This is a genomic window from Sphingopyxis sp. 113P3 (assembly GCF_001278035.1).
In the GTDB taxonomy this organism is placed as follows: Bacteria; Pseudomonadota; Alphaproteobacteria; order Sphingomonadales; family Sphingomonadaceae; genus Sphingopyxis.
This window is the reverse complement of record NZ_CP009452.1, coordinates 1,273,730-1,287,711: the sequence shown is the minus strand read 5'-3', so window position 1 is coordinate 1,287,711 and position 13,982 is coordinate 1,273,730. Positions and strand designations below refer to the sequence as shown.

The 13,982-nt window shown below is 67.5% G+C and carries 11 protein-coding genes; all 11 read right to left on the bottom strand.

From position 1 onward, the window contains the following. Positions 1-5: 5 nt before the first annotated feature. Positions 6-1,517 carry an exosortase A gene (gene xrtA, locus LH20_RS06160; protein WP_053553462.1) on the bottom strand — a complete coding sequence of 504 codons (1,512 nt, stop codon included), beginning with the start codon at positions 1,515-1,517 and terminating at the stop codon, positions 6-8. After that, positions 1,514-2,719, bottom strand: a complete 1,206-nt coding sequence (locus LH20_RS06155) for a TIGR03087 family PEP-CTERM/XrtA system glycosyltransferase (protein WP_053553461.1) — start codon at positions 2,717-2,719, stop codon at positions 1,514-1,516. Before LH20_RS06155 ends, xrtA begins: the two co-directional genes overlap by 4 nt. Next, positions 2,719-3,768: a FemAB family XrtA/PEP-CTERM system-associated protein gene (locus LH20_RS06150; protein WP_053553460.1), complete on the bottom strand. Its 1,050-nt coding sequence runs from the start codon at positions 3,766-3,768 to the stop codon at positions 2,719-2,721. Before LH20_RS06150 ends, LH20_RS06155 begins: the two co-directional genes overlap by 1 nt. 14 nt (positions 3,769-3,782) lie before the next feature. Further along, entirely contained in the window at positions 3,783-4,643 is an 861-nt protein-coding gene (locus tag LH20_RS06145) for an XrtA system polysaccharide deacetylase (RefSeq protein WP_053556126.1), read from the bottom strand. A 44-nt stretch (positions 4,644-4,687) separates the two neighbouring features. Beyond that, a complete protein-coding gene (locus LH20_RS06140; protein WP_053553459.1) occupies positions 4,688-6,025 on the bottom strand; it encodes an XrtA/PEP-CTERM system-associated ATPase in 1,338 nt (445 codons plus the stop codon). Positions 6,026-6,049: 24 nt separating this feature from the next. Further along, a complete protein-coding gene (locus LH20_RS06135) occupies positions 6,050-7,738 on the bottom strand; it encodes a hypothetical protein (protein WP_053553458.1) in 1,689 nt (562 codons plus the stop codon). Beyond that, complete coding sequence (locus tag LH20_RS06130) at positions 7,738-8,769, bottom strand: P-loop NTPase (protein WP_053553457.1); 1,032 nt, start codon at positions 8,767-8,769, stop codon at positions 7,738-7,740. Before LH20_RS06130 ends, LH20_RS06135 begins: the two co-directional genes overlap by 1 nt. An 11-nt stretch (positions 8,770-8,780) precedes the next feature. After that, positions 8,781-10,325, bottom strand: coding sequence for an XrtA system polysaccharide chain length determinant (locus tag LH20_RS06125; protein WP_053553456.1), 1,545 nt, complete (start codon positions 10,323-10,325; stop codon positions 8,781-8,783). Positions 10,326-10,377: 52 nt separating this feature from the next. Next, on the bottom strand, positions 10,378-11,034 hold the full coding sequence (locus LH20_RS06120; RefSeq protein WP_053556125.1) for an XrtA/PEP-CTERM system exopolysaccharide export protein: 657 nt from the start codon (positions 11,032-11,034) through the stop codon (positions 10,378-10,380). Positions 11,035-11,209: 175 nt separating this feature from the next. Next, a complete protein-coding gene (locus LH20_RS06115; RefSeq protein WP_053553455.1) occupies positions 11,210-12,439 on the bottom strand; it encodes a pyridoxal-dependent decarboxylase, exosortase A system-associated in 1,230 nt (409 codons plus the stop codon). After that, on the bottom strand, positions 12,436-13,968 hold the full coding sequence (locus LH20_RS06110; RefSeq protein ID WP_053553454.1) for an acyl-CoA ligase (AMP-forming), exosortase A system-associated: 1,533 nt from the start codon (positions 13,966-13,968) through the stop codon (positions 12,436-12,438). Before LH20_RS06110 ends, LH20_RS06115 begins: the two co-directional genes overlap by 4 nt. Positions 13,969-13,982: the final 14 nt, after the last annotated feature.

Genomic DNA, 13,982 nt, shown 5'->3' with positions numbered 1-13,982 from the left:
ATGCTCTAACGGCTTTTCAGCGCGCGGTCAGCCATCAGTTGCGCCCCGCCTGACGCTGCGACGAAATCGGCGATCGCGCGCGCGCCGCCCTCGCCTTCCTCGCTCGAGACGATGATCGAGAGCGCGCGCGGATCGCCGCCGAACAGGCGCGCTTTGAGCGCGGCGAGTTTCGCGCGGCGCGTGCTCCCCGTCGCGCGGCCGCCGACGACATACCAGGTCGCTGCATCGCGCAGCACCGGTCCGCGGTGCAAAAGCCGCTCGGTCTTCGCCCCTTCAATCGGTGGCAGCGATGCGCTCCACGCCCACGGGCCCGCAGGATCGATCGCCCCCTGGCCGTAAGCCGCGACCTCGCGCCCTTCGGCCTGCCGCTCATAGCCCCCGATCGCGGCGGTGACGCGGCGACCATCAGCATCAGCGAAATGACGCAAATGCTCGCGGTCTGCCCCGTCGAAGCGCGGAGCCCAGACAATGCGCTGTGATGTGGAAACGCTCCAGCCGGGTGGCGCCTCGATCGTCATCTCGGCGGGAAGCGGCGCCGCGCGTGCGGCAGAAAGGGCACCCCATGCGGCGAAAAGCAAGGGGATCGCAAGCGCAGCAGGCAGCACGGCTTTCGCGGGAGCGACAAGGCCCGGCCGTCCCTTAAGCCCCGCGATATCGACCGCTGCGTCATTCGCGGGCCGGTCGAACCAGCGCCGCGCGGCGAACATCACCGCGAAGATGACGAGGCCGAAGAAGATCCAGCCGTAAAGGACATGGTCGATCCCGCCCGCGGCCTCGATGCCCCAGATCTCGGCGGCGATCATCGTGCCAAAGGCGCGCAGCGCATTGGCGAGGATCGTCGCGGCGAGCGCTGACGCGACAAAGACGATCCGCCGCGTCCAGCTCAGAAAGCAAAGATGCGCAGCAAGCAGCGAATAGGCGAGCATCGCGATCAGGAAATTGACGCCCGAGCAGGCTTCAGCGACCTCGAAGAAGCCCGCGCGCGTCGTGATGAACACCCCTTCCATCTCTGCCGTGCGTCCCACAAGATGAAGAAGCGCAAGAGAGATATGCGCGGTCAGCGTCTGGAGCAGCGGCACGAGTTCCTCGCCGAAGGGCACGAGGAGCAGCGCATAGGCGAGCGGAAACAGGAGCGCGCGCACCAGCCGCGGCCCGAGCGTCACCGCGACCGCCCCCTGGAGCATCATGACGAGGGCGAGCTGCCGGAAAAGAGCAAGCGCGGCCGCCTCGCCGACCAGCCACAAGGCGCTGGAACCCCCGATCCATGCCAGCGCAGGCCACCAATAGGCGGGGGTCAGCGCCCTCAGGAGCGCCGCGCGCTGCGCGACGAGCCAGCCAATGATCGGGAGCAGGAGCAGGCAGTGGCTGAAGGTCGAACTTGTCCACCAAATGGCCGCCATGTCGGCGGCATCCTCACGAAAGAGGATGAGGAGCGCCGACGAAAGCGCCGCAAGCGCTGCAAGATGCCGCTGCCAGAGCGACCAGCTGCCGGGACGCGAAAGAGCGCGCGCGATCATGCCGCGAGTCCCAGCAGCCGCCCGAGCGGCTCGAGCCGCGCCTCCCAGCCATAGCGGGCGATCATCCGCTCGCGCGCGGCCGCGCCCATGCGCGCGCCCCGCTCCGGATCATCGAAAAGCGAGCAGACCGCAGCGGCCATCGCTGCGGCGCCGTCGGCCACGATGAGATGCGTGCCGGCTTCGGCATCGATCCCGGTCGCGGCGGCGCTGCTTGCAACCACGGGGCGCGCCATCGCCATCGCCTCGAGCAGCTTGTTCTGGACGCCGCGTGCGAGTAGCAGCGGCGCGACCACCGCATCGGCGGCGGCGAGCCACGGCCGAACGTCAGGGATCTGGCCGGTGACGCGAACGCCGGGGCATTCCTCGAGCGCGCGCACCTCGGCGGTTGGTGCACGGCCGACAATCGCAAAGCGCGCCTCGGGGTGCCGCTCGCGGACCCTCGGCAGGATATCCTTCGCAAACCAGCGCACCGCGTCGATATTCGGGCGATAATCCATCTGGCCGGTGAAAACCGCAAGCGGCCCCTCGCCCTCCCCCACTCTTGCCAGCGGCTGTGCGGGGTCAAAGCGCCTGGTATCGATCCCGTTTCCGACCGCGCGGACGCGGTCGGCGCCAAGCCCGGTGCGCTCGCGAAACAGCGCAGCCTCTGCTTCGCTGACGAATAGGCTTGCATCGACAGCGCGCGCGATCTCGGCCTCGAAGCGGCCGAGCCGCTTCGCCTCGCGCGCATGGACCCAGCGCATCGGCCCTGGCCGGTCGTTCTCGGCATAGGTTGCGAATTTCGCCGAATCGACGTCGACAAAATCCATGATCAATCTGCCATCGAAACGCGCGGGCAGATATTGCGCCATCTGCCCGGAAAAGGCGACGATGTGGGTGATCGCGCGCGCGGGAAGCAGCGCATCGACATAGGCTGCAATCGCGCGGCTTCGAAAGAGCCTGTTCGACACGGGCTCGCCCCGCAGGACCGCCACGGCAAGCGCGAGCGGACGCGACGCCTTGCGCACCTCGATCGCAAGGCTCTTGCAGCGCGGCGCCATCCTGGCGCGCGCCAGCGCGGCTTCGGCGGCATTGTCGGCAAGTGCGGCAACATGGACCGGGGCGAGCCGGGTGAGCGCCTCGAACATGTGCCAGCTGCGGATCCTGTCGCCGCGGTCGGGCGGCCACGGCGCGCGGTGCACGAGGAACAATATTTCGGCCATCAGCCGAGCCCGCGCGCGATCAGCGGCCCGAGGCGGTTCGCCGCCCAAAGCGGCAGTTTCTTCCACGCCTCGACCTGCATCCGGTATCTGGCGCTGTTGGGATTGGTATCGCGGGGCTGCTCGCCGGGCGCGAGCCAGCGCGCATAGACGAGCGGTTCGGGCTCGAAGCCCCAGTTCTTCTTGTAGGAAAAGGGTCCGGTCCCGAACTTCGAGCGCCCGAAATCGAAGCGCGTGCATCCCCGTTCGCGCGCGCGGCCCATCAGCGCGTAATACATGAGCTCATTTGCGCGCAGGCGCCGCGCCTCGAAAGTACCGCCCCCCCAATAGGGCATCACCGCGCCGCGCCAGTAGAGGCTGAGAACGCTGGCGACCGGGCGGTCCCTCTCGCGCACGGTCAGGATTTCCGCATCATCGCCGAAGGCATCGAGGACGGCATCGAACAAGCCGCGCGGGAAGACCGGCGTCCCCAGATTGCGCACGCTTTCGGCGTAAACGCGGTAATGATCGCGCCGCTCGGCGTCATCGCGCCCGGTCGTGACGCGAAGATTGCCGGCGAGGGCCTTGCGCACCTCGGCGCGCTGCTTGCGCGGGATCGCCAGCAGTTCAGCCTCGTCATCTCGCGCAAGCCCGCGGGCAAAGCCCGCATAGACCCCCTCTTCACGATGCCACCCCGCGTCTTCGGGCAGCGGCCCGCCGCGGAGCTCAACCGAGGAGACGCCCAGCGATCGGGCAATGTCCGCGGCGCCTTCGGCGAGCGCCGCGCCCACCGCCGGGCTGTCGGCGAGAATCCCGCCGCCGACGGCAAAGCCGCTCGCGACGAGCGCCTCTCCGAAAATTCGCGAGCGGATATGGTGGAGCGGCAGCAGGCCCGTGAGCGCTCCTCCTGCATCTCGCGTCGTGACGAGATGGCAGCGATGTCCCGTCGCGTGCGTGATCGCCTCGCACCACAAGCGGCTGTGAAAGGGGCTCGCACCGCTATGCTGCGCGACATAGGCGTCCCACGCGGGCGCATCGCCAAGCGGCGCGGCCGATACGGAGCCGGCCGCCATATGCGCGGGCGCGTTCACGCCGCAGCGCGCCAGGGCGAAGCGCGGTCCCGCTGCGCAGGAACAAGCGCATCGGCGCGCGTCCATTCAAAGTCGGCGCAGAGCTTTCGAAGCTTGTCCGCCATCACCGAGAGGCCGCTATAGTGACGGATCCTCGACTTGATCGGCGCGTTCGCAACGCGCGGCTGGCCGGGATCGATCTCCCACGGGTGGAAATAGAGGATCGCCGGATGCCCCTCGGCATTCATCCGCGCGATCGCCCAGCGGGTGAAACCGTAAGGAAGGATCCGCATGAAGCCCCCGCCGCCCGCCGCCAGCGTCCGGCCGAGCGCGCGCGCGGTCGTCACGGGCCATTCGACAAGATCGCTGCCCGCGACCGGCCGCCATGCGTGGCGCGGGCTCTGCGGCCAGCCGTAATGATCGTGGACGACCGGGGCGACGCTCGACGAATAGGCATAGCCCTCGTCGGCAAGGATCGGATGCGCCCACGGCGTACGCGCATCGATCGAAAAGCTCGGGGCGCGGTAGCCCGAAACCGCGCTCCCGCCGGCATCTTCGAGGATCGCACGCGTCTTTTTAAGGTCGGCGGAAAATTCGTCGGGACTCATCGCAAAGACGCGCTTGTGGTCGTAGCCGTGGCTTGCAAGTTCGTGTCCCGCTGCGACGATGCGCCGGATCAGCGCGGGATAGCGTTCAGCAACCCAGCCGAGCGTGAAAAAGGTGCCGGTGACGCCGGCCTCGGCGAAAATCTCGAGCACCGCGTCGCAATTGGCCTCGACCCGGCATTCAAGATGCGGCCAGTCGGCGCGGTCGATCGTGCGCTCAAAGGCGCCGACGTGGAACCAGTCCTCGACATCGACCGACAAGCCGTTCTGCATCATAGGTCACCCCTGCCCATCTCCTGTGCGGCCGCCCGGCGCGCTCAGGCCGCCGCCCACGTCTGCGGCATCGGGCCAGCCATCGGATCGGGTGCGTTTTCCGGATCGCGCTCGACCCAGTCGATCAGGAGATCGAGCACGCGGCGGAGCGCAGCGTCCTGTTCGGCGATCCGGGCTTCGAGCCCCGCGATCTGGCGTTCGAGCGCAACGAGCTGCGCGTCGGAGCCGGCCGCAGGGGGGGACTCGGGCGGAGCGCTCGCAGCAACCGGCGCCGCGCCTTCGGCAGGGCGCGAGGCGTCTGCTGCACTGCTCGGCGCAAGTCCGAGCTGTTCGGCGACAAGCGAGCGCGCCTCGGCGAACCCGGTATCGGCCGCGAGCGGCGCGGCGAGCGCTTCGGCCTTTTCCGGCACGCCAAGAGCGATCGGCGCATCCTCGGGCGGCGCGAACGGCGCCGCTGCCGGACTTGCCGCTGCCGGGGCAGCAGACGGCGCGGGCCATTCAAGGACCGTATCGGGCTGGGCGGCGGGAGCTTCCACGGGGACGCCCACCAGCTCTGCCTGGTCGATCCCGCGGTCGGCCTCGATCTCGCTCACCACGTCGCGGACATGGGCCGAGGTGATGCGGCTCAATTGCTCGACCGCGCCCAAAAGCAGGAGGCGGCTCACCAGCACGTTGAGCTTGCGCGGAACGCCCTCGCTAAAGTCGAAAATCGCCTCGAACGCGTCCGGGCTGAAGCTCGGGTTGCCGGTCCAGCCGACCTTGCCGAGACGGTGAAGGATATAGGGCTCGACCTCCTCGGGCTCCATCGGGTCGAGGTGATGCGTCGCGATCACGCGCTGGCGCAGCTGTTCAAGCGTCGGCGAGTGAAACAGGGTGTGGCGGAATTCGGGCTGACCGAGGAGGAAGATCTGCAAGAGCGAATGGCCGCCGAGCTGGAAGTTCGAGAGCATCCTCAGCTCCTCGAGCGCGGATATGGCAAGATTCTGTCCCTCGTCGACGATGAGCAGCGTGCGCCGGCCTGCGCGGGCCTGCTCGCGAAGATATTGTTCCATCGAGCGCAGGAGCTCGGCTTTGCTCTCGCCTTCCCATTCGAGCCCGAACTGCTCGGCGACGAGGCGGAGGAGGTCATCGCCTTCGACCTGGGTCGAGACGAGCTTCACCGCCGTCAGCCGATTGGGATCGATGGTGTTCATCAGATGCCCGACAAGCGTCGTCTTGCCCGCTCCGACGTCGCCGGTGATGACGATGAAGCCTTCGCCCTGGGCAAGGCCATAGCCCAAATAGGACATCGCCTTTCTGTGCGTGCCGCTTTCAAAATAGAAATAGGGGTCAGGCGTCAGCTGGAAGGGGCGTCCGGTAAAGCCGTAATATTGATCGTACATCGCAGTTTCCCTTTGGGGTCCGGATCAGAAATTGTAGCGAAGGCCAATGAGCGCCGAGGCGATCAGCTCGCTGGCGAAACCATCCTGCTCGAAGGCCTGGAGCGAAGCGGCAGCGGTCCCGGTGAGTTCGCGCCACACGCGGCGCGAATAGGCGGCAGAAATACCCGCCGACTGCATGTCGCCAACCCCCGCCGCGCCGTAGTCGAAATAGCTCAAATAGCCCGAGAGGCTGAGATCGGACTGGGTATCGAGCTCGCGGGCAGCGGAGAGGAAGAGATAATAATTCTCGTCCTTGACGCCGTTGAGCGGGGCGAGCACCGAATTTGCAGGGACAAGCAGGCGGCGCTGGTCATAGCCGATGCCAACACCATAGCTCCAGCGGCCGAAGCGCGACGAGTAGAGCGCCTGGATGCCGCGATTGCGGAACTGAAGGCTGGTCGTGCTGCCGAACTGCGGGTTGAGACAGCCCGCGCCTTCCTCGCCGAACACGCAGGGGTTTATGCTGCCGTCGACGGGATTGCGCGTCGGATCAAACTGGGTGGGAAGCGAAGCGAGCCCGCCCGAGAGGCCGCGGCCAAAGCTCGAAAGCCCGTCATAGACACCGACGTGGATCGTCGTCGCGTGGTCGGGACGATAGGAGAAGCTGCCGGTGTAGATCGTGTCGCCGTAGCGGCGCCCCACGCGCGCGGTGAGCGAGGTGCGGCGGCTCGGCCGCCACATCACGCCCGCGTCCCAGATGAGCCCATCGGTGTCGAACGACAGCTGGCGCGGCTGCGACTTGTCGGTCACGAAGCGGCCGCTTGCATCGCGCACCGGCACGCCATTTTCGTCAAGCACCGGATCGCGCTGGCCGATCTCGATATCCTCATATCCGGCGCCGCCGAGCAGCGCGAGGGTCGGCCCAATCGGCACCGTCACGTCGGCGCGCGCATATTTGCCCTCGAAACGCTGGTCGAGCTGGCTTGCATCCTCGCGCTCATAGCCGCCCGACACCTGCCAGCCGAAGGGCAGCTCGCCGGGCCGCTGCCCGACGCTCGCCCAGGCTGCATGGTTGGTCGAACTGTCGAAATTGCCCCCGGGAAGACTGCCCGCGCCGTCGAGGTCGACCTTGGTATAGCCAAAGCGGTAGCCCGCGCCCACATCGAGGCTGCCGGCGCGCTTCGCGAGCGTCGGACCGGCATAGAGCGAATAGACATCGGCGATATTGTCGCCGCCGGTGACAAGGCCGCCGATGCCGCCGCCGTCGGCGCGCGTGCGCGTCGCGAGCGCCCCGCCTTCAAGGTTGAGCCCGCGCGCCACCTCGAGACGCCCCCGCGCAAGACCGCTCAGAATATCCGCGTCACCAAGCCCGCCCGCTTCGCCGAAGCGATGCTCGTAGCGCAGCGTCGCCGCGACTTCCGCGCGGCGCGTCGCGACAGCAGCATCCACGCCCGCCGCAATCGTGGTATAGGTGAGAACATCGCCGCCCTTGAGCTCGGTCGAGAGCACCTGCCCCACTTCCAGATAGGGGCTGACATCGACCGTGCGCCGCTTGCGCCGCTCGCTGCGCCCCGCCTCGCGCCCCTCGGCCGAGGGAGCTGCCGACGCGCCTGGCACGCTATCGCTGCCTCCCGCTTCGGATGAGAATTGGGCATGCGCCGTGCCCGCACATCCTGCGAGCAGCAAGGCTGCAAGCGCCGCGGCGCGGCGCACGAGGTGAGGGTCGGTGCGCATCAGGACGCGCCTCCTTGTCCGTAATAGGTGCCGAAACGGCGGCCGCCCGGGGAAAATTTGACCCCGTTGAGGAGAAGCTGGATGTGCGGGCAGGCCCCCATCAGCCCGATTGCATCGCGCAGCGAGGATTCCAGGGTTTCGTCGGCGCGCACGACCATGATCAGCTGACCGACATGACCCGCGAGCACGGCGGCCGGGGAGGCCGCGAGCACGGGCGGCGAATCGAGAATGAGGATGCGGCCGGGTGCCCCGGCCTCAAGTCTGGCAAGAAGCGCCTCGGTGCGCGCCGAGGCGAGCAACTCGGTGTCATGCATGTGCTGGGTGCCAGCAGGCATCACCTTCAGCCCGGCAATGTCGGTCTGGATCAGGCAGTCACCAAGCGGCAGGAGCGGATCGGCGAGCGCGTCCATCAGCCCTGGCCCTTCGTCCAGCCCCAGCGTCTCGAGCACGCTCGGCTTCGCGATATCGGCGTCGATCAGCAGCACGTCATGATCGGCCTCGACCGCGAGGCTGAGCGCAAGATTGACCGCCGAGAAGGTCTTGCCCTCACCCGGATTGGCCGAAGCGATGAGAACGCGGTGGCCGCGCGGCAGCACCGGGCGTCCCGGCGCGCCGGTGAAGTTGCGAATGATCTCGCGCTTCACGATGCGATATTCTTCCGAAATGCCCGTCACCGGTGCGTCGGGCACAATCATTCCGCGCGCCGCGAGGCGGTCGCGGTCGATTTTTCCTTGCCGCGCCGGCACAACGGCAGGCGCAGCGCGCGCAACCTCCTTGCGGGGCGAGGCCTTGATCGCGGGTGCCGCCTCGATGACGGGCTCGGCCTCGGCTGCCACTGCGGGTTCAACCCTGGGGGGCGCCTCGGCGGGAGACGCTCCGGTCCCTTTTGGCGCCTTCGCCTTTTTGGGAGGTTCTGCCGGCAGGCCGCTCACGTCGATCGTCGGCGCGCCCGCGGCGGGGTCGATGCCGAAGATGTCGGCGGCGCGTTCGAGCAGCGAGGGCTGGCGCTTGACGGGGCGATGTTCGTTCATGTCCGGTCCCCTCAGGCCACCATGCCGCGCTGGACGAATTCGGCGATGAGCAGCAGCGCATAAAGCCCGACAAGTGCGCCGCCGCCGCTCGCGAGCCAGACGAGCTTCTTCTTGCGCTCGACCTGGCGCTCGGGTGTGACCACCTCGGTGATCGACCCGATGACCGGGAGCCCGCTCGCGCGCTCGAGGCGCGCGGCGGTCGGATAGCTTGCACGCACCTGGGCCAGGCCAAAGGCTGCCCCGACGCCCCCGCCGATCCCGGCGAGGAGCACAATGGTGAGGAACAGGGGCCGATTGGGCGCGGCAGGGCTGGTTGGCTTCGAGGGCGGGTCGAGGAGCTCGACCTTGATGGCATTGGCCTCGGTCTGCACCTCGCCGCGCAGGCGCACCTGTTCGCGCTGCCCGAGAAGCTTGTCATATTGCGCCTTGAGCGCCGTATATTCGCCGTTGATCCGGTCATATTCGGCCGCGATGCCGGGGTTCTGGATCTGCTGCGAGGTGATCCTGGCGATGTCGCTCGTGAGCTGCGCCTTGCGCGCGCTGAGCGCGCTCACTGTCGCCTGGCGCTCGGCGCGCATCGCGGCGAGCGAGGCATAGGCAGGGTTCTGGGCGTTGCCGCCCGCTCCGCCGCTGCCTTCGCGATCGGCCTGCGCCTTCAAGGAGGCGATCTGGCTCTTGATCGCGATGATGTCGGGGTGGGCGTCGGTCAGCCCGCGCGCGCGCATTGCGGAAAGTTCGTTCTGCGCGCCCGCGAGCTGCTGCCTTGCGACACCCGCCCCGGTTGCCGACATGCCCGGAACATTGATCGTCGCCGGCGTCGAGGCGAGCTGACTGTTCGCTGCCGCGAGCGCCGCCTGCGCTGCGACCAGCTGCGATTCAATCTGACCGAGCTCCGCCCGCGCTGCCTCTACCCGCTGCGCGGGCGAACCCGATCCGCCTGGGATCAGGCCGATATTCTGGGCCTCGAACGCCGCGCGGCGCGCTTCGACCTCACGCAGGGCCTTCTCGCGATCGGCAATCTGCGCATCGAGGAATTTCAGTCCCTCGCGCGCGTTCACGCGGCCGCCGCGCAGCTGGTCGTCACGAAAGACGGTGATGAGGCTGTCGAGAACGCCCGAGGCGAGTTTCGCATTGTCGGCGTCCGACAGGCTGCCGATCGCAATGCTCGAGGTGATCTCGAAGATATTGTCCTGCTGCGGAATGACCTTGATATTCTTTTGCAGCATCGCGACCGCGCCGGCCTTTTCGCGTTCGCTCGCGCCTGCGGGAAGCAAACCGGTGGTCACCGCGACCTTTTCCAGATTGCGCGCGCTGGTGAGGGTCCCGCGGATCTCGTCGAGTTGCCGGCGCCCGCCCAGGGGTCCGCCCTGCGCCTCATCGGGAAGGATCTGGTTGACGTCGACGAGCAGCCGCGCGCGCGAATCATAGCGGTTGGGGATCGACGCGACCGCGAGCCAGCCGAGGATGCAGATGCCCCACGCGACCGCCAGCACCAGCCAGCGACGCGTCCATACGCTATGCAGCGCAACCCTGAATTCATCGTAGAGGCTGTTCATCGGTCGGGGTTAATCCTCGGAGAAATAAGGCGCTGGCAGTGACGGCCTCGCGTCAGAACATGCTTTCAGGGATGATGATCACGTCGCCCGGCTGCAGGCGGACGTTCGCCTTGATGTCGCCGCGCTTGATGAGGTCATTGAGGCGCAGCGCATATTCCTGCTGCTTGCCGCTGCCCTTGTCGAAGCGGACGAGGCGCGCCTTGTTGCCCGCTGCATATTCGCCAAGTCCGCCGACCGCGATCATCGCGTCGAGCACGGTCATGTTGGCGCGGAAAGGGATCGATGCCGGCTTTTCGGTCGCGCCGACGATGCGAACCTGCTGCGAGAAAGTGCTGTTGAAGCTGGTGACGATGACGCTGACGATGGGGTCGGTGATATATTGGCTGAGCTGGAGCTTGATGTCCTGCTGGAGCATCGTCGCTGTCTTGCCGACCGCGGGCATGTCGGTGATCAGCGGGGTGGTGATACGCCCGTCGGGCCTCACCTGCACCTTCCCGCCGAGTTCGGGATTGCGCCACACGAAGATCTGGAGTTCGTCGAGCGGGCCGATGATATATTCCTCGCCCGGCCCTTCCTGATTGGCGACGAAATTGGCGCTGGGAAGCTGCGGCGCATCACCGACGCCGCCTGCGCAGCCTGCAAGGGCGGTGGCGACAATGCCGAAGATCAGCGCGGCGCGCGCAGCGTGAAGCCAGGGGGAGGATGTCATCTTCAAATCACCTTTCGACCGGCCGGGAGGCGGCCGCGCACCAAAGGGGCGCGGCGACAGCCATTTCGTCAGCCTCAGCCATCACCGAAAAGGGTGAAGATACCGTTAGTATTGGGATAATTTCGCGCCGCGCTCGTCGGCTTTCGTTCCGTTTCGGGACAGATAATGGCAGCGCTCAGACGAGGATTTCGCGCGCGGGTCCCTGGCCCAGAAACGCGGCGGGGCTTGCCGAGGCGCCATAGGCGCCCGCCTGGAAAATCGCGACCAGATCGCCCGCTTCGGCGCGCGGCAGCGCAACCTGGTCGCCAAGACGGTCGAGCGGGGTACAAAGACAGCCGACAACCGAAACCGTCTCGACCGCCTCCGCGCCGAAATGGCTCGCGATCGCGATCGGGTAGTTGCGGCGAATGACCGTCCCGAAATTGCCGCTCGCAGCAAGCTGGTGATGGAGCCCGCCATCGGTGACGAGAAATATCTCGCCGTGGCTGACCTTCCGGTCGACGATGCGCGTGATGTAGACGCCCGCTTCGGCAACGAGCCAGCGCCCGAGCTCCATCGCAAAACGGCTCGCGCCAAGCACCGGATCGCGCGCCGCGAGTGTCTCGGCGAGCGCGGCTCCAACAGCCGCAGTATCGACCGCGCTGTCGCCGGGGAAATAAGGGACGCCCATCCCGCCGCCAAGGTTCACGAGCGGGGGCGCGGCGCCAATGCCGTTTGCGAGGCGCGCTGCAAGCGCAACGGTCTGCGCCTGCGTCTCGGCAATCGCGGCGGCGCTGAGCGCCTGCGATCCGGCAAAGATATGAAAGCCTTGCCAGTCGGCGCCCGCGTCGACGAGGCGCCGGACGAGCGCGGGCACGTCCTCGGCATCGACCCCGAAGGGCTTGGCGCCGCCCCCCATTTTCATCCCCGAGCCCTTGAGGTCGAAATCGGGATTGACCCGCACCGCAAGCCGCGGACGCGCGCCGAGGCGCGCCGCGATATGGAGCGCGCGCTCGGCCTCGCCTGCCGATTCAAGGTTGATGGTCGCCCCTGCCTTGATCGCCGCTTCGAGTTCGCGGTCGCGCTTGCCGGGGCCTGCGAAGCTGATGTGCTCGGCCTCCATGCCGCTCGCGAGAGCTGCGGCAAGCTCGCCCCCCGATGCGACATCGAACCCGTCGACGATGCCGGCCATGAAAGTGAGGAGCGGCGCAAAGGGGTTCGCCTTCATCGCATAATGAAGCTGCACCTCGCTCGGCATGGCCGCGCGCCACTCGGCGACGCGGGCCTTCAGGAGCGCGCTGTCGTAGACGAAGAGCGGCGTATCCCCGGCGCGCGCCGCGAGCGCGTCGGCGCGCTCGCCGCCGACGATGAGCATGCCGTCGGCGTCCGCCGAATAGCCAGGAGGAATGGGGCCATGCGGCTTCATGCCGTCACCTTCTCGATCCACTCGGCCGCAATCGCGACGCGGTCGAGCTTGCCATTGGGATTGCGCGGCAAGGCCGCGCGCCATTCGATCGTCTGCGGCTGCATGAAGTTCGGCAGATTCTGTCGCAGATAAGCCGCGAGCGCGTGCCCGTCCTCGGCGCCGCTCTTCCCCCGCACGATCAATATGATGGCCGCGCCGAGCCGCGCGTCCGGAATTCCAAATGCCACCGCCTCGTAGACGAGACCCGAGGCGACCGCGGCGTCCTCGACCTCGGTCGGACTGACGCGGTTGCCCGCGGTCTTGATCATCGCATCGTCGCGCCCGACGAAGGTGAGAAGCCCCTTGGCATCGCGCTTTACCGTGTCGCCCGACCAGACCGCCGTGCCGCCGTAGATCGATGATGGGGGCGCGGCGCGAAAGCGCTCGGCGCTCCGTTCCTCATCGTGCCAATAGCCTTTCGCCACCAAGGGTCCGCAATGCACGAGTTCGCCGGGTTCATCATCGGCGGTGATGCTCCCGTCGGGGCGGCAGACCAGGATTTCAGCGTGGGGTATAGCGCGGCCCATCGAGGTGGGATGGCTGGCGACGAGCGAAGGGTCGAGAAAGGTTGAACGAAAGGCCTCGGTGAGGCCGTACATCGGGTAGATGTCGGCCTTGGGAAAGGTCGCGCGCATCGCGTCGATCAGCGAGGGCGTGAGCGCCCCGCCGCTGTTGGTGAGGCGCTGAAGCAGCGCTGCGGTATCGCGAGGCCAGTCGCTCTCCACCAGTTGCACCCAGAGCGGCGGGACGCCCGCAAGCGTCGTGATCCCATGCCGGGCAACGGCTTTGACGACGTCGCGCGGCGTCAGATAGTCGAGCGGCGCGACCGCCGCGCCGGCATACCAGCTCGAAAGAAGCTGATTTTGCCCATAGTCGAAACTCAGGGGGAGCACGGCGAGGATGCGGTCGGAAGGCGTGATCTTCAGATAGGAGGCGACGCTTTCGGCGCCGAGCCAAAGATTGGCGTGGCTGAGCATCACGCCCTTGGGGCGTCCGGTCGAGCCGCTGGTATAGAGAATGGCCGCCAGATCGTGGGGCTCGGCGAGCGAGGGCGGGAGACCTTCACCGGGCGAATCGATGACCTCCTCGGCAATCGTCAGATCCTCAAGCGCGCAGGCTTCGGGTCGTCCCGCGCCGAGCGCTTCGCCGCGCGATCCGTTGGTGACGAGCAATTTGGCGCCGCTGTCAGCGAGGATATGCTGAACCTGCGGCGGCTTGAGCAGGGGGTTGACCGGCACATGGATGAGCCCTGCGCGCGCTGCGGCGAGCGGCATCAGGCACGCACTTCGCGTCTTGGCGCTCCAGCTCGCAACGCGCTCGCCCGGCCCGCCCACCTGTTCCAGAAGCCAGGATGCAAGCCGCCCGACGCCGGCGTCGAGGTCCGCAAAACTGGTGATCCGATCGCCGATCAGCAGCGCAGCCGCGTCGGGCGCACCGCGGCGGGCGAGATGGTCGATCGGGTACGACGGCGGGCTGAGGGCTTTGGTCATCGGCTGTTAGGAGA

What these genes read in the sequence shown, in the direction of transcription:
- xrtA (WP_053553462.1), bottom strand. Translation starts at nt 1,517, where the DNA reads ATGATCGCGCGCGCTCTTTCGCGTCCCGGCAGCTGGTCGCTCTGGCAG.
- LH20_RS06155 (WP_053553461.1), bottom strand. Translation starts at nt 2,719, where the DNA reads ATGGCCGAAATATTGTTCCTCGTGCACCGCGCGCCGTGGCCGCCCGAC.
- LH20_RS06150 (WP_053553460.1), bottom strand. Translation starts at nt 3,768, where the DNA reads ATGGCGGCCGGCTCCGTATCGGCCGCGCCGCTTGGCGATGCGCCCGCG.
- LH20_RS06145 (WP_053556126.1), bottom strand. Translation starts at nt 4,643, where the DNA reads ATGCAGAACGGCTTGTCGGTCGATGTCGAGGACTGGTTCCACGTCGGC.
- LH20_RS06140 (WP_053553459.1), bottom strand. Translation starts at nt 6,025, where the DNA reads ATGTACGATCAATATTACGGCTTTACCGGACGCCCCTTCCAGCTGACG.
- LH20_RS06135 (WP_053553458.1), bottom strand. Translation starts at nt 7,738, where the DNA reads ATGCGCACCGACCCTCACCTCGTGCGCCGCGCCGCGGCGCTTGCAGCC.
- LH20_RS06130 (WP_053553457.1), bottom strand. Translation starts at nt 8,769, where the DNA reads ATGAACGAACATCGCCCCGTCAAGCGCCAGCCCTCGCTGCTCGAACGC.
- LH20_RS06125 (WP_053553456.1), bottom strand. Translation starts at nt 10,325, where the DNA reads ATGAACAGCCTCTACGATGAATTCAGGGTTGCGCTGCATAGCGTATGG.
- LH20_RS06120 (WP_053556125.1), bottom strand. Translation starts at nt 11,034, where the DNA reads ATGACATCCTCCCCCTGGCTTCACGCTGCGCGCGCCGCGCTGATCTTC.
- LH20_RS06115 (WP_053553455.1), bottom strand. Translation starts at nt 12,439, where the DNA reads ATGAAGCCGCATGGCCCCATTCCTCCTGGCTATTCGGCGGACGCCGAC.
- LH20_RS06110 (WP_053553454.1), bottom strand. Translation starts at nt 13,968, where the DNA reads ATGACCAAAGCCCTCAGCCCGCCGTCGTACCCGATCGACCATCTCGCC.